At 57.0% G+C, this 26,332-nt stretch carries 21 protein-coding genes; 16 read left to right on the top strand and 5 right to left on the bottom strand.

What is annotated here, in order from left to right; genetic code table 11:
- Positions 1-250: 250 nt before the first annotated feature.
- From ACELLULO517_RS27075 to ACELLULO517_RS27065, 3 genes are read left to right on the top strand one after another with little or no spacing between them, the layout of a single operon-like run.
- Positions 251-1,021: a site-specific integrase gene (locus ACELLULO517_RS27075; protein ID WP_227310662.1), complete on the top strand. Its 771-nt coding sequence runs from the start codon at positions 251-253 to the stop codon at positions 1,019-1,021.
- Positions 1,018-1,626 (top strand): hypothetical protein, encoded by a 609-nt coding sequence (locus ACELLULO517_RS27070; protein ID WP_227310661.1) that lies wholly within the window; start codon positions 1,018-1,020, stop codon positions 1,624-1,626. The genes ACELLULO517_RS27075 and ACELLULO517_RS27070 overlap by 4 nt, the downstream gene beginning before the upstream one ends.
- Positions 1,623-2,483, top strand: coding sequence for a segregation and condensation protein A (locus ACELLULO517_RS27065; protein WP_227310660.1), 861 nt, complete (start codon positions 1,623-1,625; stop codon positions 2,481-2,483). Before ACELLULO517_RS27070 ends, ACELLULO517_RS27065 begins: the two co-directional genes overlap by 4 nt.
- 252 nt (positions 2,484-2,735) lie before the next feature.
- On the opposite strand, the gene ACELLULO517_RS27060 is transcribed toward ACELLULO517_RS27065, so the two are convergent.
- Positions 2,736-3,011, bottom strand: a complete 276-nt coding sequence (locus tag ACELLULO517_RS27060) for a WGR domain-containing protein (RefSeq protein WP_227310659.1) — start codon at positions 3,009-3,011, stop codon at positions 2,736-2,738.
- Positions 3,012-3,179: 168 nt separating this feature from the next.
- Between ACELLULO517_RS27060 and ACELLULO517_RS27055 the strand changes: the two genes are divergently transcribed.
- From ACELLULO517_RS27055 to ACELLULO517_RS26995, 13 genes are all read left to right on the top strand, one after another.
- The gene (locus tag ACELLULO517_RS27055; protein WP_227310658.1) at positions 3,180-3,503 is read left to right on the top strand and encodes a hypothetical protein; all 324 of its coding nucleotides are present in this window, start codon (positions 3,180-3,182) and stop codon (positions 3,501-3,503) included.
- A gap of 666 nt (positions 3,504-4,169) precedes the next feature.
- Complete coding sequence (locus tag ACELLULO517_RS27050) at positions 4,170-4,556, top strand: hypothetical protein (RefSeq protein WP_227310657.1); 387 nt, start codon at positions 4,170-4,172, stop codon at positions 4,554-4,556.
- Positions 4,557-4,894: 338 nt separating this feature from the next.
- Positions 4,895-6,640 (top strand): class I SAM-dependent methyltransferase, encoded by a 1,746-nt coding sequence (locus ACELLULO517_RS27045; protein WP_227310656.1) that lies wholly within the window; start codon positions 4,895-4,897, stop codon positions 6,638-6,640.
- Between the two features lie 52 nt (positions 6,641-6,692).
- Entirely contained in the window at positions 6,693-9,863 is a 3,171-nt protein-coding gene (locus ACELLULO517_RS27040; protein WP_227310684.1) for a glycosyltransferase, read from the top strand.
- A gap of 40 nt (positions 9,864-9,903) precedes the next feature.
- The gene (locus tag ACELLULO517_RS27035) at positions 9,904-10,866 is read left to right on the top strand and encodes an NAD-dependent epimerase/dehydratase family protein (protein WP_227310655.1); all 963 of its coding nucleotides are present in this window, start codon (positions 9,904-9,906) and stop codon (positions 10,864-10,866) included.
- Positions 10,867-10,911: 45 nt separating this feature from the next.
- Positions 10,912-14,022: a glycosyltransferase family 4 protein gene (locus tag ACELLULO517_RS27030; protein WP_227310654.1), complete on the top strand. Its 3,111-nt coding sequence runs from the start codon at positions 10,912-10,914 to the stop codon at positions 14,020-14,022.
- Entirely contained in the window at positions 14,019-14,771 is a 753-nt protein-coding gene (locus tag ACELLULO517_RS27025; protein WP_227310653.1) for a glycosyltransferase family A protein, read from the top strand. The genes ACELLULO517_RS27030 and ACELLULO517_RS27025 overlap by 4 nt, the downstream gene beginning before the upstream one ends.
- A 73-nt stretch (positions 14,772-14,844) precedes the next feature.
- Positions 14,845-16,659: an ArnT family glycosyltransferase gene (locus tag ACELLULO517_RS27020; protein WP_227310652.1), complete on the top strand. Its 1,815-nt coding sequence runs from the start codon at positions 14,845-14,847 to the stop codon at positions 16,657-16,659.
- A gap of 149 nt (positions 16,660-16,808) precedes the next feature.
- Complete coding sequence (locus tag ACELLULO517_RS27015) at positions 16,809-17,420, top strand: AsmA family protein (protein WP_227310651.1); 612 nt, start codon at positions 16,809-16,811, stop codon at positions 17,418-17,420.
- 152 nt (positions 17,421-17,572) lie between these two features.
- Positions 17,573-17,818 carry a hypothetical protein gene (locus ACELLULO517_RS27010; protein WP_227310650.1) on the top strand — a complete coding sequence of 82 codons (246 nt, stop codon included), beginning with the start codon at positions 17,573-17,575 and terminating at the stop codon, positions 17,816-17,818.
- Positions 17,819-17,890: 72 nt separating this feature from the next.
- Entirely contained in the window at positions 17,891-18,514 is a 624-nt protein-coding gene (locus tag ACELLULO517_RS27005; protein WP_227310649.1) for an endonuclease/exonuclease/phosphatase family protein, read from the top strand.
- A gap of 89 nt (positions 18,515-18,603) precedes the next feature.
- Positions 18,604-19,620, top strand: coding sequence for an ornithine cyclodeaminase family protein (locus ACELLULO517_RS27000; protein ID WP_227310648.1), 1,017 nt, complete (start codon positions 18,604-18,606; stop codon positions 19,618-19,620).
- Positions 19,617-21,164 carry an HAL/PAL/TAL family ammonia-lyase gene (locus ACELLULO517_RS26995; RefSeq protein WP_227310647.1) on the top strand — a complete coding sequence of 516 codons (1,548 nt, stop codon included), beginning with the start codon at positions 19,617-19,619 and terminating at the stop codon, positions 21,162-21,164. Before ACELLULO517_RS27000 ends, ACELLULO517_RS26995 begins: the two co-directional genes overlap by 4 nt.
- Here ACELLULO517_RS26995 and ACELLULO517_RS26990 read toward each other — a convergent pair.
- From ACELLULO517_RS26990 to ACELLULO517_RS26975, 4 genes are all read right to left on the bottom strand, one after another.
- Complete coding sequence (locus tag ACELLULO517_RS26990) at positions 21,139-22,413, bottom strand: MFS transporter (protein WP_227310646.1); 1,275 nt, start codon at positions 22,411-22,413, stop codon at positions 21,139-21,141. The genes ACELLULO517_RS26995 and ACELLULO517_RS26990 overlap by 26 nt on opposite strands.
- 605 nt (positions 22,414-23,018) lie before the next feature.
- Complete coding sequence (locus ACELLULO517_RS26985; protein WP_227310645.1) at positions 23,019-24,338, bottom strand: LLM class flavin-dependent oxidoreductase; 1,320 nt, start codon at positions 24,336-24,338, stop codon at positions 23,019-23,021.
- A 371-nt stretch (positions 24,339-24,709) separates the two neighbouring features.
- Positions 24,710-25,624: an ABC transporter substrate-binding protein gene (locus ACELLULO517_RS26980; RefSeq protein ID WP_227310644.1), complete on the bottom strand. Its 915-nt coding sequence runs from the start codon at positions 25,622-25,624 to the stop codon at positions 24,710-24,712.
- Positions 25,625-25,663: 39 nt separating this feature from the next.
- Complete coding sequence (locus ACELLULO517_RS26975; RefSeq protein WP_227310643.1) at positions 25,664-26,329, bottom strand: ABC transporter permease; 666 nt, start codon at positions 26,327-26,329, stop codon at positions 25,664-25,666.
- Positions 26,330-26,332: the final 3 nt, after the last annotated feature.

Here is a 26,332-nt window from a genome sequence, read left to right as displayed (position 1 = left end):
GGGAGGGCCGGGTCCTCCGGGCCCTTGGAGAGAGCCGGATCGTGGTCTGTGCGACGGTCATTCATGGCGTGCTGAGCGTGTTCCCGTGCGATTCAGGGGCTCAAAATGCGCCAGATATGGTCGCACGACAAGGATATTTATCGGGCATACATTCCTTTTGGTCTGCTTACCGCGCCTGAGCATGGGCTTGCCCCAATCTATGAAACCCGGCAGGGTCCCTGGGCGCGCTACCGCTCCCCAAGGTTTGCCGATGTCAGTCCCGAAGACCGCCGCATCCGTCCCCGCATCGCCCGCCGCTGAAACCGCGCGCCTCTATGCCGGCGATTGGACCGCCTTCGCGACCTGGTGCGACACGACCGGTCGCACCGCGCTGCCGGCAGACCCCACGACAGTCGCAGCCTTTCTCGCGGAGGCGGCCGACCGCCTCAGCTATGGCACGCTTGCGCGGCGATGTGCGGCGATTGCCGCGATGCATCGCCTCCGCCACCTCCCGCCGCCGGGTCTCCCGTCAGAGGCCAAGGCCTTGTTGCGTGGTCTTCGAGCTAGACCGCCGCGTCGCAAGGCGGTCGTCGCCTCATTACAGATGCTGGCGATGGCGCGGCGCTGCGGCGGCGATCTGCGCGGCCGTCGTGATCGCGCGATTCTGCTGTTGCTGGCCGCTGGACTGGGACGCAGAGTGGTGGTGGCGCTCGACGCCGAGCAGGTAAGCTGGACGCCGGCCGGCATGGCGATGACGGTGCAACCAGACAGCACCGGCGCGGGTCACGTCGTCACGGTTCCGCGGCACGCGGAGGGGCCGGTCTGTCCCGTGCGCAGTCTGGAAGACTGGATGCGGGCAAGCGACACAGGTTTCGGTCCCTTATTCCGGAAGGTCGACCGGTGGGGCAATGTCGAGCACAGCCGCCTCGGCGCCGATGCCATCCGCCGGATTCTAACCGCGCGATCCCTCCGCCTGAAACGGACAATCCCGCCACGGAAAGCCGGGCAGGGGCGGGCAGGCGACGAGCCGCCCGCGTCATGAGCCAAAAGGCAGCCGCCCCGGTCAACAACGGTCCCGCCCTGTGCCTCGCCGATCCCGACTGGCTGTATCACCGGCTGATGGTCACCGGGCCCGCCGGCGATCTGGCATCCTTGCGTGCGGCGGCGCGCGGGGCCGGTCTTATTCCGTGGCGCCTCGACCTCGATGCACTCGCCGAGGATTGGTTTCATCGGCTGGTGGCGCCGGGCGGCTCACCGACCGAGCGCCTGAGCGTCGCCGGCGCCCGTATCCTCGCCGATCGTCTGCGCGCGGCCGTCGAGCGACGGCAAGCGGTGGCTGCCAGTGCCGTCGGTCTGTCCCAAGCCTGCCCCTTCGATCTGCACAGTCTGGTGCCGGTACCCGGCGACATCCTGCGTCTCGGACCGGATGACGCAGAGGCCAAGGCCTGGCTCTGGACGCAGTGGGGCACGACCGTAGCGCTCCGTCATGTGACGGAGGTCGCGCCCGATCCAGCGGGGCCGGCGGCCGCTACTGTGACCTGGACCTTTTGGTCGGCCGATTGGTCACCGTGGCGGGCCGTGGCACAGCTGGCCGCGCGATGGCCCGGGCTGCAGTTCGCGCTCAGCCCTGTCTACGACATCGCATGATGGGCGGAGAGCACGATGCTGGTGATGTAGCCGGGGTGGTGCCGGGCGACGGTGTCTGGGAGGATCCGCGGCCGCGGCCAGCGCGTGATGCAGTACCGGTCTTGTCAGTCGCGGGTTTCGAGGGGCCGCTTGACTGGCTGCTGGAGATGGCGCGGGCGCAGAAAATCGATCTCGCCCGGCTGCCGATCGTGGCTCTGATCGATGCCTTCGCGACCGCTCTCGAAACGGCGCTGGCTGGCCAGCACCGTACTGCACCGCTTGGGCTGTGGGGCGATTGGCTGGTGATGGCCACCACCTTAACGCTGCTGCGCTCCCGGCTGTTACTCCCGGCCGATCCAGCCGATGCCCGGGCAGCTGAGGACGAGGCCGATCGCTTGCGCCGGCAGTTGCTTGATCGCTCTGTTGTCGCAGCGGCGGCTGACTGGCTGGAGCACCGTCCGCAGCTGCTGAGGGATGTTTTTGCACGCGGGCAAATCACCCGGACCTTGCCGGAACGGGCCGGCGATATCACGGCGCTGCTGCGCGCCTGCCTGGCTCTCATCACTCTGCCTGAAGGCTCGGAACCCTATCGGGCGCCACCGCCACCCGTTTGGCGGGTGACCGACGCCATCGCCCGGATCACCCAATGGCTCGCCGATGTGCCGGAAGGCGGCTGCCCCCTTTCTCTGTTCGAACCGGCGATCGACGCGGCCTTGCCGGATGCCGCATTCCGGCAACGGGTGGCGACCGCCAGCACATTCTTGGCCGGGCTGGAGCTTGCGCGGGATGGGCGGATCGCCTTGGATCAATCCAAAGCCTGGGAGCCGGTTCTGCTGCACCATCAACCAAGTGGGGCTGGTCGACAGGCGACCGCCTGAGCCGCAGGGTCGCGGTGAGAGGCGGCTCAAGGGACGAGAACGAACCTGATGGTCCAGCTACGCCCCTTATAGCCCGGGCTTCCGGACGTGACTCCCAGTCTCAACGATCACCGGGGCATCGTTGGCGCTAAGCGGCTGGTGCGGCGTTGAGATGACGATCGAGAGGTCGCCGGTCTTGAAAGCCAGGAGGGAAGAGGCAGACTGCAGTTGAGCCATGGGGATTGTCGCTCCGACCGAAACGGGTGGTCCCAGTCATACTGCAGCGTTTGCAAAGCTTGATTGAGATGCGTCTGCCCAGTCATCGTAGCCGCGCCGGCGCTTGCGATCGGCATGGCGGGCAAGGGCTGCCGCAGCGGTCGCCCGATCTGGATAAGCGTCGCACCTCAGCTGGCCGTCGGTGCCGATGCGGCCCCATCGCCGGCAGAGTAACAGAGTGCCGAAGAGATCCAAACTCACCTCGAGTCGGTAAAAGCGCCGTTCGTTACGGAATGGGCGGACGCGGCGGAGCGACACAGAGACTGTGTCCATCGGCGGTATCTCCTCTGGGGTGATGCGATAGCGTGCCCAGAAAGACGCTACCGCACGGGGCGCGCCCTCAGCCGAGTCATTTGAGAATCCCGGTGATTCGGGTAGTGCATGGCACAGCGCGCATCTTCGGATGTTTGAAGGATCGCCCATCCACACGGAACCGAGATTGTGCCCTGGCGCGTCGACGGCGCCCACATCGAGGACGACATTTTCAACCTCGCTGTCTCTCAAGCGAAATCCGTCCGGTCTCCGACGGTGAAAGACAGCTGCCTTCTCGCGCTGCAATTCCGCGAGCGGGCAGAGGAGCGCGCTGCGCGCGCCACCGCTTTGATGGGGCAAAGCACGGCCTGCCGCCGCGCCCGTCTCTTTGACCTCTCCACACTGCTGCCGGTGCCGGCGGATCTCTTGCTCTATGAATTGACCCATCCGAAGGCCCGGGCCTGGCTGTTGGACCATTGGGGGCTGTCCGACCTGCCGCTGCATGCGACCTGACGCCCCGATGCGAAACCGGGACAGCGGTTGCCGGCTGGCCACAGCGTGCTCGGCTACGGCTTCTTCGCCCCAGGCCGAACGCCGCATGTCGCCGTGGCCGAGATTGCCATCGTCTGGCCCGCGCTGCGTTTCGTGCTGTAGCCTCGGCTGCCACCGCGGCCGGCGACGTGAGCCAGCGAGACACAGACGACTGGGCTGGCGGTGCGGCAGCCCACGAAGCTACGATCTTGGACCTCAGCTGGGAGGATGATCAGCCGCGCCTCCGTGCGTCCACAATTCCCATGCTGCATCTTGACGGCTTCAACGGACCGATGGACCTGCTTCTCGACCTCGCGGAGCGGCAGCGGATCGATCTCGGCCGGATGTCGATCCTTACCCTCGTCGAGCAATTCCTGATTGGATTCGACCAGATGCGGGATCGCGTCGCGTTCAAACGCCGGGCGGACTGGCTCGTCATGGCGACCCGACTCGTGTCGCTGCGGTTACGGCTCCTCTTCCCGGAAAATGCGGAGGCCGCACAGACTGCCGAGCACGAAGCAACGTCTGAGGCCCGGCGGCTCGACCGCGTTGGTCTCCATGCGGGCCGACGCCGCCTGGCTATCCGCGCAACCCACCTTAGGTGGGACGGTCTTTGCGCGCGGACGGCTGGAGCGAACCGGGCTACAGATGGGCAGCACGCATGTGGTCGACGTCATCGCCTTCCTCTGGGTGAGAGTGGCCCTCTTCGAGGATGATGCCACGGCACCGGATACCGTCGGCCGCCACCGACCGTCCTGGAGCGATCTCTACTCCGTCACGGAGGCGCGCGACCGCATTTTCCGAATCCTGGGGCACGGGGTGATGGCGCGACCTTTGACCAGAGTTTGCCTGAGATTCGAGCTATTACCGATGACGAAGGTACGTAGGCTGAAGATGCTTTGCACCGCTCATCGGCTTGGGCGACGACGCTTCAGCGTCAGCCTTGAGTTGGCGAAGCAAGGCGACGTCACGCTGGCACAAGCCGAACGCTTTGCGTCGGTGCGTGTCCGGCGCCTCGAACACGGCATTTTGTAATTTGTCTCGAGACGGTGCCAGGAAGCGAAATTCATAAGAGCACCATCCAAAACTAGACGGTCTGGAGAAAACCACATGGTCGCCCGATAAAAGCTGCATCACCGACCTCAGACATTTACGCAAGTTTCGTCAACATGCCACGACCGGCGGCTCCGATGCCGAGCCCCGGTCACATCTCCAACAGTTCCGCGAAAGGGGCTCCGGTGTTATCCTTCAGTCATCTTTTGTATCCGCTCGGTCCAGTCCTACACCTGCGTCCAGCGAGTTCCCACTGAACCGCTAGACAAACGTCAAGTGGCACATTACTCAATGCTAATAAACGCGACGAGAAATTGTGGATGGATGCAACCTTGAGTACGCATTTGGAAGCGCAGCCGGTCTTTCCGGAAGGTGATTACGTATCTCCTGGCCTTGCTCAAATCATGCCCGACGTTGCCTTTCCAAACATGGAAGTGGGCGATAGTTCGCAGATAGCTTGGCCTTGGTTGCGCCGTTGGGTAGAACATAACTGGTACGTCGATCGGCGCAACCCAGAGACCGGGTTTTCCAGCCGTGATGAGGCGGCAATACTTTATAACAGCGCGTTACAGTTCAAAGATAAACCCTGTTTGGAGATCGGGTGCTGGCGGGGGTGGTCGACCGTCCATCTGGCCTTAGGTGCAGGTTCGCTAGACGTGATCGACCCCATGATCGGAGATCCAGATTTTTTGGAATCCATTCGCGCTTCCTGTGAAGCGGCTGGTGTTGCCGGAAGGGTAAGTTTGCATTCTGGTGTCAGCCCGACCGCCGTTGATGAACTGGCGGCGGCAACTGATAAACGTTGGTCCCTGATTTTTATTGATGCAAATCATGAGGGCGATGCGCCGCGCATAGATGCTGAGGCAGCCATGCGAAATGCAGCAGATTCAGCGTTGGTGCTTTTCCATGACTTAGCTTCACCTTACGTGGCGTCAGGTCTCGATGCGATGCGCAATGCGGGATGGCGCACCATGGTCTACCAAACCATGCAGATCATGGGCGTTGCATGGCGTGGCGACGTGGAACCTATTCAGCATATCCCCGATCCCCGCATCACCTGGACCCTCCCCAAGCACCTTTCCAGCTATGAGGTGAGCGGCTGGAAACGCCCGTGCTTTCCGCGAACGGATGGTGGCTGGTGGCGCAGCATGACGGCTGAAGATCGGCTCTTTGCTGCGGCATCACGGGCCCAGGTGGCGGAAGACAAATTTGCCACCGCCGTTCTTGCTCTTGCGGCTGACCAGCTCCGCTCAAGTAACGCGCTTGCAGAAGCCGGGCAACAAGTCGCAAAATTACGTGTTGAGCATGAGGCAGCAAAAACCATCACCGCAGCCGCGATTGAGGATGTCGAGCGCCGAAGCGCTCAATGGCAAGCTGAGCGTAAGATCCTTGCACAAGAATGGGGTCACCATGTCGATCTTCTTCGTGATGAGATTGCCATTGCATCCGCTCGAATCGAGGAACTCCTCGGCCATAGCTCTCAATGGCAAGCCGAGCGTAAAGTTTTCGCCGAAGAGCGGGATCAGCGTATCGATCATCTGCGTGGTGAGATCGCCATTGCGGCGGCTCGTATTGAGGAGCTCATTACTAGCAGGGCAGTTTTGGAGCATGAGCGTAACCAGGGCCTGCGACGCGCTTTCGCAGCGGAGAGATCCGTCGCGGAACTGGCAGAAGCCAATAAACGCCAGGAGGAGAATTTTCAAAAGAGCAATCAGTTGAACCGGCTAGACGCCCGGGAAGCATCTTTTGGCAAGTATCAGACTGCACAAGTGCTTACATTCTGCCGTTGGGCAACGCGTAAACGCGTTCTCCTTGGTCTATTGCGCCGGTCCGAATCGGACCGCGCTGAAACGCTTAGGACTCAGGCAGAAGCACTGAATATTAGCCTCGCAATCACTGCTGGCATTGTCGCAATGCTTACAAGGCGGCGTATTTTGTTCGGGTTATTACGTCGGGGCAGCTTCGAGGGACTGGCGCTTATCTACGTCCAGTTGCTCCCGGCGATTGAGACTGCACAAAATATGGGAGGGGATACGTTCTTCTCTTCATCGCATTTGGATAATTAATGAATTTCATATTCCAAATTCTGCCGAGCAAGAGGACGCTTAAGTGAACGCTATGGTGGAATATACTGAACCACGGGCTAGCTTAACAGCGTTGGAATGGGACCTGTCTCTGGCGGTTTTTTCTCCAACGTTTTATCGGGTGATGTTGGGTGATGAGGCTGGTGCGTCGACCGGTCAGTTGTTTCGGCACTTTGTTACCTTCGGTCTTGAAGAAGCGCTACCGCCTTCACCGCTATTCGATCCTCTAATCTATGAACACCGTTCGCGCTTGGCAGGCCACAGCTTTGCACCGTCCGAGACGCCGTGCTTTTTCCATTGGTTGAAATATGGCAGAGTACGTTTGATCGTGCCTTGCGCTTTTTTTGACGAAGCCTTTTATCAAAGTGCCAATCCAGACGTCGCTGCGGCTGGGGTCTTCGGGTACGTGCATTTTCTTCTTTTGGGAATGCGAGAAAGCAGGGCGCCAAACGCCAGCTTTGATGTTTCGGCCGCTGCGGCACGCCTCGTAGCCGCGAAAGGCAATTGCTGGAATCTTGTCGATGCCCATGTACAATTGGAGAACTTGGCACCCGACCTTGCTTACCTACTGCCAAGGGTGTTCGAAGAAACTGCTGCGGAAAAGGACCAACATTCGAACGGAGAATCCTCCACCCTGCGTTGGCGCTCAAATTTAGCCGGCGCGCCGAATGCGCTAGATGATCCGTTTGGCAAATATTTCACTGCCATCCCTCCAGATGGCAATATTATCACTGCGTGGGCGAAATTGCGGCCATCCCCTTGGCCGCGGCCCGAGCAAATTGAGGCCTATACCGCGCAGGTGGCTGCCTGCGAGTTGTTCGATGCGGAATACTATCGCCGACATGCTGGCCTGGAAGATCAGACACTCGATTTGGCGTTGCATTATTTGCTTATCGGCGAAGCCCTTGGTCTGAGCCCATCGGCCGGCTTTAATCCGCGGTACTATGCGCAGCGCTACCCTGATCTCGCGCGTGCCGGGTTGAGTTTGCTTCTGCATTTCGCCAATCACGGGCGCGCGGAAGGCCGCCGCGCAACGATGACCTCGACTTCAAACGTCAATCCACCATGTTTTAATTCAGCTCGCGAGAATGTTGTCATTGTCGTGCATGAGGGATCGCGGACTGGCGCTCCTATTCTCGGCTGGAACATCGCAAAGCACTTGGCTGAGCAATATAACGTGTTCACTGTGATCCTAGGCAAGGGTGAGTTGATCAAGGACTTCGAAGCGCTGAGTGCGGAAACTTTCGGTCCTTTCGAACTGGATCAGCGCGAAGAGTTGGATCTGGAAACGGGACTTCAGCCGCTCTTCAACGGTCGCGTTTTTCGTTATGCGATTCTAAATAGTTCTGAAACGCGACGGTTGGTAAACATTTTTGCGCGTCAGTTCGTGCCGACACTTTTCCTCGTGCATGAGTTCGGCAGCTACATTCAGTTTGCCGCTGAACTTCGGTCTGCCTTCGACCATGCGTCGGAAGTCGTCTTTCCAGCTGAAATTGTGGCGCGGTCGGCAGAAAAACTACATTCGCCTTTGGCTGATCGCCGGATCAGAGTATTACCGCAAGGTATGTCAATAGTCCCACCGGGGCGCCCCAGCACAAAGCCAAAACCGCTGGTTAATTTGAAGGGATTGGTTGACGCGCGCAAAGCGGGCGCCTTTATCGTCCTCGGCGCCGGTTCGGTCATTTTCCGTAAAGGCGTGGATTTCTTTCTGGCTGCTGCGGGGACAGCTCAGCGCAACCAAACCAACCGCCCTATTCACTTTCTTTGGGTTGGCCATGGATACGATCCAATTAAGGATCTGGGGTACTCTTCTTATCTCGAAGAGCAACTTCAGCGCGCGGGATTAGAGCACCATGTAACTTTTTTGAACGAGGTCACCGATCTAGAGCCAATTTATGCATTGGCCGACGCGTTCTTTCTCTCCTCACGCCTTGATCCACTGCCCAACGTGTCAATTGATGCAGCATGCCGGGGCATACCCATCTTTTGCTTTGATAATGCAAGTGGTATGGCGGAGCTGCTGCTGAAAGATCCGCAAACGGCGGTCGGTGTCGTTCCCTATGCCGACGCCGCTGCTGCGGGAAGCTTAATTGCCCGGTTGGCCGACGACGACGGCGCTCGTCAGGTAATGTCTCAGACGACATTGGCGTTTGCCCGGCGGGTTTTCGATATGGGACGCTACGTTGATCAGCTTGCCAATCTCGCCGAAAATCATTTGTCAAATGCGGCTCAGTTTTTTGCTGACTACGAAACGATTATTGCCGATGAAGCGTTTGATGCGGATTTCTTCCTGGGAGCGCGGCCAATCATCGAAACGCGCGCTGCGACAGTCCGTCGCTATTTGGCGAATGCTTCCGACGCCGTGGCTCTTCTCGATGAGAGCGGATTGGATTCCGTCTCCGAGGTTGAACAGAAAATACCGGCGACACTTCCGTATCCGCGCAGGCCAGCGCCCGGTTTCGACCCCAATAAATGGATTGCAGCGCATCCAGATCGGCTGCGGAAATCTGCCGATCCTTTTGCCGAGTTTATTCGCAGTGGACATCCCGAAGGACCGTGGCAGACGCCTGTGCTACGGCCGTTCGCGAGTAGAGCGGATACGCCAAACCCAGCGATGCGAACCCTGCTGTGTGCCCATATTTTTGAAATAGCTTTGGGTATCGACATGCTTTCGCATCTGGCACTCAATAATGCCAATTTTGATCTTTACCTTGAGACAGAATTTGAATTGGACGCACAACATTTGCGCCGCGCAATAGGACGTTTCAAAAATGGAAAGGCACGTGTGGAAGTCGTAACCAATAAATTTTCATCGCTATTTTCTAGACTTTCATCGATTGCTGCCGATTATGAGGTTATCGGACTGCTTACTACGGATTTCAGAACAACCCACGCGGGCTGGCGGGAATTTCAATGGCAGACATTGCTCGGCGGACGACACGCGATGGTAGACAGGATTTTAAGTGCTTTCAACGAAGCCCCGGCACTAGGCGCGGTTTTCTCTGCTGATCCCTATCTCAGGCCTGACGTTGAAGCTGATGGTATTGTTGAGGATATGTTTTGGACACGCAGTGTTATAATGCGCAATCTGTCGGCTTTGGTGCTGCAGGCAGCTGCTCCGGCCGGTAGCGGTATGTTGCCCGCTGCATGTGCGCATGCGGGGCTTTTTTATAGTATCGCGACCGTGCCGTGCATTTTATGGTGATAGGCCATCTGCGGCTCATCATCACCTCTCAGGTTGAAGCGTGAGCGAACATCATCTTATCCTTGGCGGTTGCGGGTTCATTGGCCGGCATGTCGGCGTTATGCTGGCACGCGCGGGACATCGCGTCACGCTGGCTTCGCGCCATCCACTTCCATTCCCACCACCCTCGGATGTAGTCGACCAGATCGGTTTTTGTACCTTGGAGCTTGGCACAGCCGCCTGGGATAGTTTGGTGGAGGATGTCGATGTCGTCCATCACTATGCGTGGGGGTCGATCCCGGCCAGCGCGAATTCCAATCCCGGCGGTGATTTGAGGATCAATGTCACATCCAGCATCGACCTGCTGGACGCGCTGCGCCGCCGGGGCGGCGGGCGTGTGGTATTTGCGTCCTCTGGGGGGACCGTTTACGGCAAAGTCAAAGAAACGCCCGTCTCTGAAGAACATCCCATGTCGCCGATCACGGCCTATGGCGCGGGGAAGGTCGCCGCTGAAATCTATCTTGGCCTCTATCGCTCCATGTACGGCCTAGACTGTCGTATCGCACGCATTGCCAATCCTTATGGTGCCGGCCAGGATATCGAGCGTGGTGTTGGCGCTGTAACGACCTTTCTGCATCATGCGTTGAACGGACTGCCGATCACCATATGGGGCACCGGAGAGGCAGTACGTGACTATATCCACATTTCAGATTTAGCGAATTGCCTTGTCACGCTTGCCGATGCGCCACGCAACGACACGTATATTTTTAACGTCGCGAGCGGGGTTGGGATCAGCTTAAACCAGATTGTCTTGGAACTGGAAGCGCGATTGGGCTGCGTGTTGAATGTCTCACGCACAGAGACGCGGGCGTTCGATGTTCCGGTTAGCGTGTTGGATATAAGTCGCGCCAATGCGGTCCTTGGCTGGGCGCCCCGTCTTTCTTTCTCCGAAGGAATTGCATTGACCTTGGAAGATTTGCGGAAAAAAGTGCATTTTTCTACTTTGCGTTGGGGCTCATGGTGACCCGGGTCGTGCGACTTGCTAGGCAACGGCAATCGAGGATCGCAGATGTCTAAGACAACCGGCTGGCTAGAGGATTTCGAAAGTATCGGCGATAATTGTGAATTTGGCTTCGTCCAGCGTGCCCTTGGAGGTGAACGCAGTTCACTACTGCGATGGGTATTTATTGATAGCGTCGATGCGACGGTTGCAGCTATTCGCGGTGAGTTCGATGGCATGTTTGTCTTCGAAAATCTCCAGCCAGCGGGGGCTGGCGCGATGGTAAGGGATGTGACCGCCGGCATTGCGTTTCACACCGAAATGAAATCAGAACAAAAGGGCGAAGACTGGTCGTTTATCGATACGGAGTGCGAGCGCCGTGCGATGCATGCGCACGAAAGACTGAAGCTGGAGTATTTGCTCGGCAAGTTTAAGGAAAATATTGCTGGTTCGCAGCGCATCTATGTTGTGAAACGCAATACCGGCCTTACCCGGTCGGACGCAGATGCAATTTTTGAAGCCATCGCTAGCAAAGGCGGTGGGCGTCTTCTCTATGTAACGGTAGCAGATCGGCTTGAAAAAGTCGGTAAAGTCGAATTGATTCATCCTCGGATGGCGCATGGGTGGATCGATCGCTTCGCGCCGTATAATCAGGCCAATAACGTCTCGTTGACGCATTGGGAAGAGATCTTACGTGCCGCCGATCACTTGTTCGCAACCCAACCGGTTCCGGTCGCTGTTCAGCCTCAGGAGAAAGCCGTTCGAGATTTTTTTCGAAAAATACTTTCTAAATTGAAGGCAAAAATAAAGCGCACAGAAAAAGCAACACCTGAAAGTCATCCCATAGTTAAGGCCGAAGCCAATAATCGAGATCAGCAGGATCAGCACGCACAGGCACAAACAGAGAAGCATGTTAGTTCGATTGAGTCAGCGCTTTTTGATCCCTTAGTTTACGAAGCCCGCTACGTCGCAGAAGACGGATGTTTTAACTCTAATGAAGAGGTTACGATTAAGCACTGGCGTGAATATGGGATGCCGCTAAAAATCGTTCCGACCTCATTTTTCGATGAGGGCTTCTATCTCGCGACTTACCCGGACATCGCCGCCCTTGGCGAATTAGGCTTCGCACATTTTCTAGACTTTGGTTTGCGTGAGGGAAGGGCTCCGAATATCTGGTTTGACCCAAGTTGGTATGCGTTTCAGACTCAAGATGAAACCAGCAAGCATTACGATCATTTTCTAAAGCATGGGGTCCGCGAGGGACGATCACCAAGTTCTTTGGCCAAATTCGTCCATGAGATTTTTGAGCCACAAATTCCCTTGACCCTCGATACCTACGCAGAGATGGTGCAAGCATCGCTCGGCTGGAGCAGCTTGGTTACGCCTGATTCAATAAAGCTGCTGGCGAATCTTTTCGTACCTGCTTGGCACAAACCAGCGGCGTCTCCGTTGCGGGCATTTATCGATTATCTTCGCCATGGACTCATTCAAGGTGTTTCTCCAGGGCCGCTTTTCGATCCTGCCCTGTACGCACATCGTGCCGCCGAAGCTGGGCTACCGCCTTTGGCGGCTAGCGAAAATTTGGTCATTCATTGGCTTCAGTATGGAGTGCCAGCTCGCATCATTCCGACGCAACGCTTCGACGATGCATTCTACCGGTCGAGAAACGCCGATATCAGCGAAATTCCAGATTGGGCGTTTTTGCACTTTCTGCGTTTTGGCATTGCAGAAGGCAGGATCCCAAGTCCACAAAGGAGATTTCGGCAGGCACGGCATTTCTTTCAGACAACCGAGCAGCCGATTCAGGAGCTGTATCGGCATTGGTACGCGATTGATTTTCCCAATCAGAAAGCGGGAGAAGTCGACCTTGTGCCCGCGTCTTCTTATAGGCGTTTAGAAGAAGTCTTAGCATCCGAAAATTTGCAGCGTTTGTTCAAAGAAGCGCAGGCCATCGAGCCAGCGATTGGCGAATTAGCATCTATTTCGGAGTTTCTGCTGCTACCCTATTATGACCCATTATCGGCCATCCATGCCGAGGCTAAGCGTCGTATTCCAAGGACCAATTATGACAGCATTATCTGTGTTCCTTGGATAAGGACCGGGGGCGCAGATCTTGTCGCCGGGTTACTTGCCGCTTCACTTTTGCGTATCCGTCCTAAGGAGCGTGTGTTGGTGCTTCGTACCGATGCTCCGCATTTCGAGCGAGCTGATTGGCTGCCCGATGCCGCGGATGTCGTCGATATTTCTGATTTGACGAAGGCCATTACGGAGCAACAGGCACAGCATTTGCTTCGTGTGATCTTTCGTGGATTGACGGCGGCCCGTGTTTTTAACGTCAATAGCCGGCTATGCTGGACGACATTTCGGAGCCATGGGGCTAATTTAGCTTCGACGTTGCACAGCTACGCTTATTTGTTCTGCTGGGACCAGACAGCTTCGGGCTTGCGTGTAGGCTACCCATCGGAGTTCTTTTCTGAAACAGTCGCGAATATCACTGGCTTTATGACGGATACTATCTTTTTGCGGAATGAACTCACAAAGATGTACCGGTTGCCCGACACAGTATCGAAAAAGATCTTTCCTTTATATACACCTGCGCAATCAGGCGCCTGGACTCCCTCGGCCGCGAGGCAGGTTCACGATGCTTCCGATCCGGGTAGCAGAAAGCTCGTATTGTGGGGCGGTAGGCTTGACCGTCAGAAGCGCTTTGATCTTGTGCAGGACATTGCGCGGTGCATGCCGGATGTAGAATTCCGTTGCTGGGGTACAGCGTTGATCGATGCATCACCAGACCTGACTGGCTTACCCGGTAACATCACGATGCAAGGAGGGTTCGCCAGCTTCGACGATCTTCCACTTACGAAAGCTGGCGCCTGGCTATTTACATCAGCCTGGGAAGGAATGCCGACGACCTTGATCGAGCTCGCGACGCGTGGCGTCGCGGTGGTGGCGAGTGCTGTCGGCGGTGTTCCCGAATTGATTACGGATGAAACGGGGTGGGCCGTCCCACCAGATGGCGATGCTAGCCAATATGTTTCAGTTCTCAAGGAAGTTCTGCAGAACCAAACCGAGGCAATGCGGCGGGCGGAGGCACTGCAGGGCCGGGTTCTCGCAATTTATAGTCAAGCGAATTACGATGCCGCGCTCGATGCAGTTCTGGCGCGAGAGGAGCCAAAATGAGCACCAAAGTCGATATTACCGCGATTATGACTGCACATACCGAAGGCGTTTTGGCTGGACCGTCGATCATTAGCTTCGAGCAGGCGATTGAGACGGCCAGAGCGGAAGCACTGATTGTTGAGGGCGTGATCGTCTTGGACCGGCCGGATGTAGCAACGCTTCAGCAATTCACCTCCTTAGAGGCGCAGTACCAAATCATTGTAACGGATGAGGGCGATCCAGGCTTAGCGCGTAATGCTGGCGTTCGGGCCGCACAGGGTAATTTTGTCGCCTTTTTGGACGGAGACGATTTGTGGAGCCGCAACTGGCTGGTAGAGGCTCATCGTGTTGGTGTGGCCTCGCCAGATAGATTGGTGGTGCATCCAGAAATCGATGTGATATTCGGTGAAATTAGGGCGATGTGGTGGCAGGTAGATTCACGAAATCCGGATTTCGATGTAGATCTTTTGCGATTTGCAAATCACTGGGACGCCATGTCCTTTGGGGCCCGTTCCATCTATCTTAGTCATCCATTTGTAGAAAACGATCTGGAACAAGGCTTCGGACACGAAGACTGGCACTGGAACTGTGTGACGCTTGCAGCCGGTATCGACCACTGTCCGGCCCTTGGGACCGCCCACTTCAAACGGCGCCGGAAAGGCTCTCAACTCAGCCTATGCGAGGCTGTTGATGCCGTACCTTGGATGACACCCGTTGCGTCATATGATTGGCTCAAGACCTGCAAGACTGACGTTGGGCCGGCCCGCTGACATCAGGGTCCGCCCTTCAAGAGAGGAGAATTGGCTTGATGCGTGTTTCACATTTTGCTGGTGCGTTTTATCCGTGAACGTTCGTCAGCATGCGGATTCCACCGACACGCTCGATAGCGCCCGCCGCCTAGAAGCCGAGATCAGCCAGAGCAATGCGATTTGCCTGAACAGGAAGAGATTTTATACGATAGCATTGGCGCTTGTCGTCATGCTGTTCGTAGCGGTCAACGCCCGCTGGATTTGGCTCTATCGTCATGGTGGTGTGTATGACATCGATGAATCGGGTTATCTTACGTTAGCGCTTTTTGACTATGCGGGTCTGATCAAGCATGGGATTCTGGGCTGGATTTCCGCCATTGAAATGCCAAGTATTCAAGCACCATTGACCACCACATTGGCGTCGTTGGTTTTTGTCGTTACCGGGGCACATGTCATTGCCGGCTTTGTGGTTACAGTCGCGGCAGGCGCCGGCTGCGTTGTGGCTGCCTATGCATTAGGTTGCTCTGTCGGCTCACGCGGTGTCGGATTGGCAGCTGCAATATTGACCGCGTCCTGCCCGGTCATTGTCAATTATGCCCGGAGCTTTCAATTTTCAACGGTGGCAACACTGATGGCGACGCTCACGGTGATTGCGATACTTCGCTCACGCCAGTTTCGCAGTATCGGCTGGAGTCTCCTTTTTGGTATCTTTCTCGGCCTAATGCCGCTCGCGCGGACGATGCTGATTTCCTTTATTCCCGGCATCGTTGTCGCAGCAGTCATTGTCGCGTCTGTCGACTCTGGTCAGCGGTTGCGGCGGTTATTCACTTTAGTAACCTCGGGCTTCATTGCTGTGCTCGTGTCTGCGATCTGGCTCATACCGAATGGACCATTGGTCGCGCATTATCTGCTCAGCTACGGCTATGGTGTTCAAGCTAAGGAATACGGGCCGCAGGTCTCCAAGTTTGGGCTTGTTGCCTGGCAGGATACGGCGCAGGCTTTCAGTTCCCAAATCTATATCCCGCATTTCCTGCTGATCATTCTTGGGATGATGGTATTGTCTGCAATCCTGCTTCGGTCTGCGGTACAATGGGGACTAATTTCTACCCTGCGTCGTGTGACTGTGTCACAGATTTTGCCAGTCGTTATTTTTGTCGCCGGTGCCCTCGCTGCGCTCACCAGTTCCGGCAATAAGGGAACAGGTTTTTTTGCTCCCATTATCCCGGCCTGCATGGTTTTAACGGCCTGGGCGTTTTGGCACGTCCATAAATCGCGTGTAAGTAGAGCAGGGTTTGCCATAGTTATGATTGCTATCGCGGTAATTGCGGTAGTACCTTTGCTCGATCTTCACACGGTCTTTGCGCCTGAATGGTCAAAGAATTTCCCAATTCTCGGTGGTACGACGATTACCAATGGCAAAGGGACGATCCAGACCTACGAAATGGTGGCAGGCTACGGAACGCGTGATACGATGGAGCCGATCAGTTCCGCTGACGGTAAGGCGTGGAACAATCTCTCTGGCTGGACCGCGGATCTTCTCACCCAGAAAGCTGGTCAGAAGAGTGATGTCGCTTACGGTTTTCGAAGTGTTTTGTACAACGTGAACACCATCAATCTCCAACAATTCCTTCGTCATGGCACCGTCTTCAGTGGAAGAATGATCGAGCCAACGCTTACCGGAAAGTCCGTGTCTGGTTATCTCGGCTGGTTACAGCAGCAGGCCTCCGATGCTTGTGCCCTGCTCACCTCGAACAGGGTTCGAGGTGATTTCGCTCCGGAAGTAGATCCCGTCATGATGCAGATCGCCGCTCGTCAGGCAGGCTTCATCCCAATACAACAATGGCCGGCCCCTGACGGGCAGCTCATATCGCTATGGAAACGCCGAATGCGGCCACTTGCTTGCCCTTAGATTCCAGGTATCTGAAAATGGTGCTGTCAGGTGGCTGGGAAGGGTAGCGCGGGCAAACTCCGCGCATGAGACGATCTTAGAACCCCTACCGAGGCTTCCGTTTTCCGCTGGAGATCATCGCCAATGGCACGCCACCCGCGCGGGCGACCTTGAGCCTGAGCGCCAATGCCACCCCTGCGACGCCCACAATGCAGCTTCGGTTGCAGGCGCCGTCGCTGCCATTGTCATTCCTGACGGGGCGGCTTGGCCTTCCGGGCTCGGCCACCGGCAATCTCGCTCTCGACGCTAATGTGACAGCGCGTGGCAGCAGCTCTTACGCCATGGCCGGCAGCCTGTCAGGGACACTTGCCGTCGGCATGGGCCAAGCCAGCGTCAGCAATGTGACGCTGCGTCTGCTGGCTCAGGCATCGCTCGATGCGCTGCATATCACCGTGCCAGCGGCGGGGCAGACCGTCATCAGTTGTTTCGTGATCAACGATCAATTCACCCAAGGCATTAGCGTTTTAAAAACCATCGCGCTCGATAGCACCTATCTGCAGCTTGTTGGCGCCGGGCAGGTGAATATGGGGGCCGAGACGATGGCGCTGCGGGTACACCCGATGGCCCGCTTCGTGGGGTCATCGGTCGCTGTACCTGTCGTTGTGGAGGGGCCATGGCGTACGACCCATGGCACGTTGGACGCATCAGGCTTGGACAAGATCGGTCTTCTGCTCGACGGCGACACGGCCAAGGGGTGCAAGGTGCCGGCGGGTTCGTCTTAAAAGGTCGCGGCGGCCGGCGGCGTCTGGCAAGACTTACCACAAATCTGATATCGGAAGAATGCAGTTTCTCACGAGATCAATGAGGCAGGCAAGATCGCGCAGAGGGCGGCGGCTGACCCATATCCGTTGAATAACGTCCAAAAGCCGCCACAATGAGCACCCATCTCAGCATTGCCCCGCCGGTTTCCATCGAAGATTGCCTCGAAGCAGGATACCATTTCGGGCGCCTTAGGAGCGATCTTGCTCTGATTGCCTTCACCCGTGAGCTTAACGTGCAGCTAGATGGGCTCACTGGCCTGGTTCAGACGAAGTTCCTGAGCATAGAGCCTGCTTTGACCACGTTTACGGAGGCGGCATGGGACGGCTGGGAAGACTACGGCGGTGCCAAGGCTGCGTGAGTCGCTTTTAGTGGCTGACCTGTCACCTCACGCCTCGGGCTTCAATTGTGCGCACAAGGATCAGGAGAATGCATGAGGATTCTTAGCTGGAATCTTTTGCATAAGGGGGGCGCCAGCCTCGCTGACGTTCTGTCACTGATCGCCAGCCAATCTCAGGACCTTTTACTGCTGCAGGAAGCGACATCGGCAATCGATGGTTTGCAAAATCTGGGCGGAAGCTATATCCGCTGTCTAATGCCCGGCCGGTTGAACGGGCTCGCCGCCTGGAGCGCCGCCGGCTTCCTCCATGTCGATACGCTGAGCCTGCCGCCAGGGTCGAAATGGGATCTGCGGCCGATCCGGCCTAAATGGGGACGTCCGCGCATTGCGCTCATCCTGGAAGCTTCGGGCATCCAGATCGCGAATGTTCACCTCGATCATGGGCAGCGCTGCAATCGGCGGCAACTGCGCCATATTGTGCAGGCGCATCCCGGTGTTGACGTGATCATGGGGGATTTTAATATGGTCGGGCGCACGCGGCTTGCCGGCTTTGCCGATGTCGGCCCGCGCGGCGTCACGCATATGGCGAGAGGATTTGCGCCGTTTCGGCTTGACCGCTGCCTGAGCCGGCGGCCCGTTTCACCCAACTCCGGCCGTGCGCTTCCCCGCGGCCCGTCAGACCACCGGCCGATCGTGATCGACCTTCCTCATCCTTGACCCTCCGGGCAGGGCGGGTTGCGCCTGCGGGCGGCAAAGCATACCGTCCAGGCTTTCGGTTCGCATTTGATCAGGTTTGAGAGACTATAATGTCCACACCCGGCATGTCGCCCATCTATATCGACTACCTCAACCGTCTCGATATCGAGGAGTTGAAGATGACGGACGCCGAAATCATCGGCGCCATCGAATCCTCTCTCGGTGAACAGGGGCGGGGCGAGACGGTGATTGAACCGCGCGTCCATCTGGAGCCTGGAGTGGCCCGTGGTCATTTCAACGTGCTACGCGGTTCTATCGGTGGTGCGATCGACAGTGCAGGCGTCAAAGTCGTCGGCGATTTCGTCGACAATTACAAGATCAACTTCCCGTCCGAATTTGGGGTCCTTCTACTCCTCAACCGGTATAATGGAACGCCGAAAGCCATCCTCGATGCTTCGGGCATTACCGACATGCGCACCGGGGCCGTTACTGCAGTTGGTGCTAAGTACTTGGCCCGCAAGGATTCCAAAATCCTTGGCCATATTGGCGCGCGCGGAACAGCCTATTGGAATGTGCGCCTTCTCGACAGCCTTTTCAATTTTGATGAGATCCGTGTGCATTCCCGCCGTCCTGAAAGTTATAAGCCATTCGCGCAGCGGTTGGAGCAGGATCTCGGAAAGCCGGTTTTCGCGACGAAAGACTGGCAAAGCTGCGTCGAAGGCGCCGATATTGTGGTTGAGGCATCACGACTTGATGCGCCAACACCGATGCTACGGACCGAGTGGATCAAACCTGGGGCGTTGGTGATGCCCTATGGCACGATGAGCGCGATAGAACTGTCGCTGACCGACATCATGAGCAAGCTGGTGGTTGATGATTGGGGCCAGTGCAAGGGTGGCAAGTTCGGAAGCCTGCGCGCTCACGTCGAGGCCGGCAAGCTCTCAGAGGAGACCTTGCATGCGGAAATGGGCCAGATCGTCGCCGGTCTCAAGGCCGGCCGGGAATCTGAAACAGAGACAATCCTTTTTTGGCATCGCGGATTATCGCTGTCGGATATCGCGCTTGGCCACGCCATGCTGGAGAAGGCTAAGCGGCTCGATATCGGTCAGCGTTTGAGGTTTGCTTGATCGACCAGTTGGAGATCGGTGATCAACCGATCGATCTAGCTGAGATCGTTGCGGCATCCGCGGGTGCAACACAGATCCGGTTGAGTCTGGACGCCCTTGCCCGCGTAGCTGCGTCGCGGGCGGTGGTTGAAGCCTATGCCGAAGGCGATGAGCCGGTCTATGGGCTCAACACCGGCCTTGGCGGCAATCTCGGCTTTCGGCTCGACACTGCCACCCTCGCAGATTTTCAGGTCCAGATGATCAGAGGCCGGACGATCGGCGTGGGCCCACTGTTTTCGCAGGGGGTCGGGCGTATCCAGCTGCTCTGCCGCATCATCGGCCTTGCTCAGGGTGGCGCCGGCATATCACCGGCGGTCTTGGACGGGATGATTGCGATGTTCAATCGCGGCGTCACGCCCTGCGTTCCGGGACGCGGCTCGATCGGTGCGGGGGATCTCGGCCTCGCTGCCCATATAGGGGCGGTCGTCATCGGGCACGGTCAGGCCTGGTTCGACGGACAATTGCTGCCGGGCGCGGAAGCTCTGGCGGCCGCGGGATTGTCCCGCGTCGCGCTCGGGGCCAAAGACGGTCTTGGCCTTCTCAATACCAGCGCGATCAGTTGCGGTCATGCGGCCGTCGTTTTGGCAGAGCTGGCGGACCTGCTGATCTTCGGTACCGCGACGGCCGCCCTGTCGCTGGAAGGCTACGCAGCCAATCCCGGGATCTTTGATGCGCGCTTGGCCGTTGCCCGCCCGGCCGGCGGCCAGGTTCGAGCAGCCGCGATGTTCCGGCAGCTTCTGGCCGGCAGCTATCTCTACGACGGATCATCACGCTCGATTCAGGATGCGCTCTCCTTCCGCGTCCTGTCGCAAATCTATGGACCGGTGCTCACGGCTTTCGATACGGCGGCAGAGGCAGTGACGCTTGAAATCAACACGGCGTCCGACAACCCTCTCGTCCTCGCCGATGATCGCACCATCCTCTCGACTGCAAATTACCATACGCCTGCCATCGCTCTTGCCTTCGACAGCCTTGCGATCGCGCTTTGCCATCTCGCGAGCGCGAGTATTCAGCGGACGGTCAAGCTTATGGATGCGCGCCTGTCCGGCCTGCCCAAATATCTCTCACCCGTCGGTGGGCCCTCAGTCGGGTTCAACGCGCTCCAAAAGACAGCGTCCTATCTCCATGCGGAAATTCGGCTGAAGGCGACGCCGGCCAGTCTTGATTCCATCCCGGTTTCCGAGACGGTGGAGGATCATGCACCACATACGCCATTGACGATCCGTAAGCTGGAGGAGCAGTTGTTGCCGCTGCGCCTGTTGATCGCGATTGAGGCGATGACGGCGGCGCAAGCGGTGGACCTGCGCGGCAAGCCGATCCTCTCAGTGCCAACGGCCATCCTTTATGCCGCTATTCGCGCGCGCGTACCGAAGCTGGACGAGGACCGGGAGACGGGCCCGGACGTCGACCTCATCACCGCCATCGCTCAGGACGGTGCCCTATTGACGGCTTTGCGCATGAGTTTCCGCGGATTGTCGCTCAACCCATTGCTTGCAGACGCGTGACGGCAGCGCGCCGAAAACGTGCCAGATCGGCGGCCGGATTGATAAGCATCGCTGCGGTCAGACCTAAGACGACGACGAGGAGCCCGGCATCGATATAGCCGGTCCGGAAGCCGGCCACCGGGTCGGTCCCGATATCGACGACGAACCCCATCGCGATTGGGGCGAATAATCCCGCCAGCGTATGGAAGGAATTCATGATCCCGAGCATCGCCGCCCGCTGCGGGGCTGGCGATATTTCGCCGATCAGCGTGGCGCCAAGGGTAAAGATGACGCTGCCGATTGAGAAGCTTAGTCCCACCAGAACGACTTTGGCGACGCCCATGCCGACAATCGAGAGGCAGATCATGGCACCGCCTGCGATGACTACGCAAGCCGTGCCGAGCAAGCCACGCGACACGCGTGTCGAAACGCCAAAGGCGGTCAGCTTCTGCGAAAGATAGGCAAGTGCCGGCGCAAGGATCATCTGCAGGATAGAAGGCACGGCGATGATCCAAGCGGCTTCGCCCGGGCTGAGATGCATGGCTTTGATGAGGTAATTGGCGAGCCAGACGATATTCAAAGCGATGATCCAATAGGCGGCAAAGCCGGCGAGGCAGACGCCGATCATTGTGCGGCTGAAAATCAGCCGCCAGTAGGAAATCCGTGTTACCAACGCGTCGCTTTCAGCTGACGAGGCCACGGGCCCGTCGGCACCGACAAGCAGCCAAAGCACCGCCCAGGTGAGGCCGACGACGCCCAGAAGGCCGAAAGTCGCGTGCCAGCCGTATTGCGTGATGACCCAGGTGAGAAGGGGGGCAATGACGCCCGTGCCGACGGCCGCGCCGCAAGCGACGAGGCTGGTCGGCAGCGCCCGATGGCTGTCTCCGAACCACTTGTAGACGGCGTGCACGGCGATCGGGAAGGCAGGACCTTCCGCCGCGCCGAGCACGACGCGGCTCCAAAACAGGGCCGAGAAGGTTCCAACAAAACTGAGAGGCAGCAGGGCTAGCGCCCAAACGATGCTCATGCCCAGCATGATGCCTTTAGTATTGGCACGATTGGCGAGGAAACCGATGATGACGCCGGAGATCGAAAATAGCAGGAAGAAGGCACTCCCGAGCTGGCCGAATTGGGCGTGGCTGAGGTGAAGATCCTTGATGATATGTGTGCTGGACAGTCCGAAGACGGCTTTATCCGCGTAGTTCGTCAGCATGAACAAAAAGACGAGGACAGTGATTGTCCAGGCCTGCAGATTAGGGCGCTCGCTCAACTTTGCAACTCCACGGCTTGCTCGACACAAGCCTTAAGTGTGAATGCGAGAAATTGCCTTAGCAAGCTCAATTGGACCCAGAGTAGGAGGCAGGTATTTGCTTCAGCAGTAGCGCAAGAGCATCGAGACTGACTGAGCCTTGCTACCTTGTGCCACGCTCCACGGGAAGTGCAAAAACCTGGTCAGACTGATGCCAGATCGGGAAGATTAATCTTCGGCGACATAGGAGTGTCGCTGGCGGAGTAATGTGGGTCTTCCTTAAATTGTGGGCAGAGAGAACCCCGAGACGCCGGTAAAATTTTGAAAATATAGAGCTAACCCGTGTTTTGGTCTGCATCCTTCGGCCCACAGAAGCTGCCTCCTTAGACGCCGGGATGTTCAATTAGTACTGCAAATTAAGCTTCCGTGGCTCTGCCGAGGTGCCCACACTTTGAGGAAGGCTTCTTTAAGGAATATCGACACGGCCAACCGCCGCTCGCGCTCCGAACGGACAAACACTCGCATTGTTGAGCGATCAGACGACCTCATCCGAGCCATCGACAGCTGCTCGCTTCCCCGGGACATGGCAAATACTTTTCCCAAAGACCGTCAAATATTCAATGGCGTCACGTTCGATTTCGGTCATTGCATCGTGGCAGGCCCAGATGATCTCTCAGAGTAATGCCTTGATAATCTTTACGAAATAGGCCTCGATGTTGCAGTTCTGGCACGACTTCATCGACAAATTCTTCAAGCGCACCGGGATGAAAAGGTGCCAAGATATTGAACCCATCACATGCTCCCTTTTTGAACCAATCTTCCATGAAATCAGCAATTTTTACTGCCGTGCCGACGATGCGAAGATGCCCGCGATTTTGTACCATCTTCACCGCGAGAGATCGTATGGTAGTACCGGCGACATTCGCTTCATCCAAAATCATCTGCCGTCGGCCCATCTCACCATTACTTGCGGGCAGGTCCGGTAAAGGTCCGTCTATAGGATAATGGGTTAAGTCGTGCTGCACGATGTCAGAAAGATAGGAAACAGCGAGAGACTCAGGAACAAGGTCTTGGAGGGCGCGATCCTTCGCGTCTGCTTCCGCTTGAGTTCGCCCGATAATTGGTAACGGGCCGGGCATAATTTTCATGGCGTCTTTGCGCCGTCCTGCTGCTACTACACGCTTCTGCGCAGCAGCGTAGAAAGATTGAGCCGAGGCCAACGACCGCTCCACGCTGAAAACAATATCGGCTACATGCGCAGCAAAATCCTGACCATCTGCAGACACTCCTGCTTGAATGATTATAGGATGCCCCTGCGGTGGCCGCGGAATATTTAGTGGTCCACGCACAGACAGGTATTTACCCCTAAAGTCGATAGCGTGAATGCGTGCTGGGTCTGCGACCCGGCCACTTTCTTTATCAAACATGACTGCGCCATCCTCCCAGCTATCCCACAACAACTTTAGGATATCGACGAATTCTCGTGCACGTTCGTACCGTGCAGCATGGGACAAATGACGGATTTGGCCAAAATTTTGTGCTTCTTGGTCGGTACTGGATGTAACAAGATTGAGTGCAGCTCGGCCATGACTTAGAAAGTCCAACATCCCGAGCTTCCGGGCAATGTGATATGGCTCGTTATAAGAGGTAGAAATGGTCGCAGCCAGACCTACGCGCTTTGTCACGACGGAGAGCGCTGACAGAAGCGTCAATGGCTCAGGTCGAATCGCAACCGTATGGCGTAGGACTGTGTCATAGCTGTCGTTGATGCCAAGGCCGTCAGAATGAAAGATAAGATCGAACTTCCCGCGTTCAGCAGTCTCGGCAAGATTTCGATAAAACTCGAATTCCATCAACCCTTCGGTTGGCACGCCTGGCATTCGCCAGCCTGCGATATGATTGCCCAGATTAAAGAGAAATGCACCAAGATGCATCTGCTGCGTCATTCAAATCTCCCAGACTGGTATAGGTATCGATAATCTGTTCACAGTAGACGATGTTATCAAATGTCTAATCAATAGCACAGTCTGCATACTGAAGGGCGTAATATTGATAATCTTCACCTTTTGAAAAGGAGTTTGTTAGCCGCCTTTTCAGGGGAAAGAGTTCAAAAATCGACTTCGCTATTGACCGATCACGGTAATAATGCCTCGTTAGTTTGACGATGTTTTTTGAGCAGCGTCGTTAAGCTGATAGCAGCGGGCCCATTCAGTGCCCCGCTGCTATCGACCGCCGAACACACGATACGGCACATAACACTAAAAAAGCGACGACACTTTACCGAACTAAAAAATTGCAAGACGTCATCGCTTGAAAATTATTTGATATTATGGGCCTTTAGCCAATCCTTTGCGACTTCGTTGAAGCTCTCATGATTGCCGAGAGCGACGTTCATCTTGATCAGATCATCGGTCGTCAGCGCGGCGGAGACGGCATTGAGCGTCTTGATTACAATTGGATTTACTTTCGCAGTCGCGATGATTGGCACGACGTTCTGCGCCGGGAAGAGTGACTTGGGATCGGACAGCGCGACAAGATGATCGGCAGCCATCGACGGATCAGTCGAATAGACATCCGCCGCCTGCACCTGGCCGTTAACAAGAGCAGATAGCGTCAGCGGACCGGCTTCGTCCAAAGGCTTGAAAGACTTAAATGTGACGCCGTAGATCCTTGTTAGCCCGACCGCCCCTTCCTCCCGTGTCTGCCACTCAGGTGCACCACCCGATACCAAATCGCCCGCAACCGGCTTCAGATCGGCGATCGACGCCAGGTGATACTTCGTGGCCGTCGCCTGCGTCACTGTAACGGTATCTGCGTCCTGGGCGGCAGATGGTGTCAGGATCGAAACGCCTTTGGGCAGCGCTGCCTTCAGCGCGGTCGCAACATCGGTCGGAGAACTCGCAGTGGCGTTTTTGTCGAGATAGGTCAGCATGCTCCCAGAATATTCAGGCAGCAGGTCGATGGATCCATCGATCAGCGCGGGGATATAGACCTCCCGGCTGCCAATGTTCATGTGAGTTTCGACAGGAACGCCGGCACTTTTCAAAGCCTTCGCATAGATTGTGGCAATCAGCTGGCTTTCCGGAAAATTAGCGGAGCCCACGATGATGGTTCCCTTGGATTGGCGCTTCGGTGCAGCTGTGCCGAAAGGATCGGCCGCCAATGCAGGCAGGGCCATTAAAGAAAGAGTGGCGCAAGCATAGACTGCGTTGCGCAATAACGATTTGGTCATCTCAACGATCCTGATTAGGTTTAAGACGGCACCCGCACATTAGCGCATTAACCCGCGAGATAGGGTGAAGCGTGAGGCGAGCGCAATGAGAAGGTCGACGACAAGCGTAAGCGCACCGACAAGGACGGCGCCTGCTACCATTTCGAAATAGTCGCGTTGAGCCAGTCCATCGATGATCAGCCGGCCAAGGCCCCCAAGCGAAACATAGGCGGCGATCGTAGCTGTGGAGATGACCTGAAGGGTCGCGCTTCTAAGCCCCGAAAAAATTAGAGGCAGCGCGCAGGGCAGTTCGACATGCAGCAGCACACCAAGCGAACTGTATCCCATGCCACGGGCCGCATCGACGGCGGCTGGGTCTACGGCCGCGATCCCAGCATAAGTATTTGTCATGATTGGGGGTACTGCTAGGAGCACTAATACGATCACGCAGGGTATCAAGAAGGCTAGGTCTGAGGCAAAAACTGGCCCGAAGAGGATTACAAGCAACACGATGAGGCCAAGGCTCGGCAGGGCGCGCAGTGCATTCGCGGTGCCGGCCACCATCACCACACCGCGCCGCGTATGGCCCACATAAAGCCCAATGGGAAAGCCGATCAGAACCGCGATCGCCAACGCGACCGCACTGTAAGCCAGATGCTGACCGATCAGCAGTGGAATTGCGTCCGACCCGGTCCAGTGCTGGGGATTGGTTATCCAGGAAATCATGGA

It is taken from the genome of Acidisoma cellulosilyticum (genome assembly GCF_020621385.1).
Classification (GTDB): domain Bacteria; phylum Pseudomonadota; class Alphaproteobacteria; order Acetobacterales; family Acetobacteraceae; genus Acidisoma; species Acidisoma cellulosilyticum.
Note: the sequence above shows the minus strand (reverse complement) of the source record. Positions and strands in the feature narration are given on the sequence as shown.

What these genes read in the sequence shown, in the direction of transcription:
- ACELLULO517_RS27075 (WP_227310662.1), top strand. Translation starts at nt 251, where the DNA reads ATGTCAGTCCCGAAGACCGCCGCATCCGTCCCCGCATCGCCCGCCGCT.
- ACELLULO517_RS27070 (WP_227310661.1), top strand. Translation starts at nt 1,018, where the DNA reads ATGAGCCAAAAGGCAGCCGCCCCGGTCAACAACGGTCCCGCCCTGTGC.
- ACELLULO517_RS27065 (WP_227310660.1), top strand. Translation starts at nt 1,623, where the DNA reads ATGATGGGCGGAGAGCACGATGCTGGTGATGTAGCCGGGGTGGTGCCG.
- ACELLULO517_RS27060 (WP_227310659.1), bottom strand. Translation starts at nt 3,011, where the DNA reads ATGGACACAGTCTCTGTGTCGCTCCGCCGCGTCCGCCCATTCCGTAAC.
- ACELLULO517_RS27050 (WP_227310657.1), top strand. Translation starts at nt 4,170, where the DNA reads ATGGGCAGCACGCATGTGGTCGACGTCATCGCCTTCCTCTGGGTGAGA.
- ACELLULO517_RS27045 (WP_227310656.1), top strand. Translation starts at nt 4,895, where the DNA reads ATGGATGCAACCTTGAGTACGCATTTGGAAGCGCAGCCGGTCTTTCCG.
- ACELLULO517_RS27040 (WP_227310684.1), top strand. Translation starts at nt 6,693, where the DNA reads ATGGTGGAATATACTGAACCACGGGCTAGCTTAACAGCGTTGGAATGG.
- ACELLULO517_RS27030 (WP_227310654.1), top strand. Translation starts at nt 10,912, where the DNA reads ATGTCTAAGACAACCGGCTGGCTAGAGGATTTCGAAAGTATCGGCGAT.
- ACELLULO517_RS27025 (WP_227310653.1), top strand. Translation starts at nt 14,019, where the DNA reads ATGAGCACCAAAGTCGATATTACCGCGATTATGACTGCACATACCGAA.
- ACELLULO517_RS27010 (WP_227310650.1), top strand. Translation starts at nt 17,573, where the DNA reads ATGAGCACCCATCTCAGCATTGCCCCGCCGGTTTCCATCGAAGATTGC.
- ACELLULO517_RS27005 (WP_227310649.1), top strand. Translation starts at nt 17,891, where the DNA reads ATGAGGATTCTTAGCTGGAATCTTTTGCATAAGGGGGGCGCCAGCCTC.
- ACELLULO517_RS27000 (WP_227310648.1), top strand. Translation starts at nt 18,604, where the DNA reads ATGTCCACACCCGGCATGTCGCCCATCTATATCGACTACCTCAACCGT.
- ACELLULO517_RS26985 (WP_227310645.1), bottom strand. Translation starts at nt 24,338, where the DNA reads ATGACGCAGCAGATGCATCTTGGTGCATTTCTCTTTAATCTGGGCAAT.
- ACELLULO517_RS26980 (WP_227310644.1), bottom strand. Translation starts at nt 25,624, where the DNA reads ATGACCAAATCGTTATTGCGCAACGCAGTCTATGCTTGCGCCACTCTT.
- ACELLULO517_RS26975 (WP_227310643.1), bottom strand. Translation starts at nt 26,329, where the DNA reads ATGATTTCCTGGATAACCAATCCCCAGCACTGGACCGGGTCGGACGCA.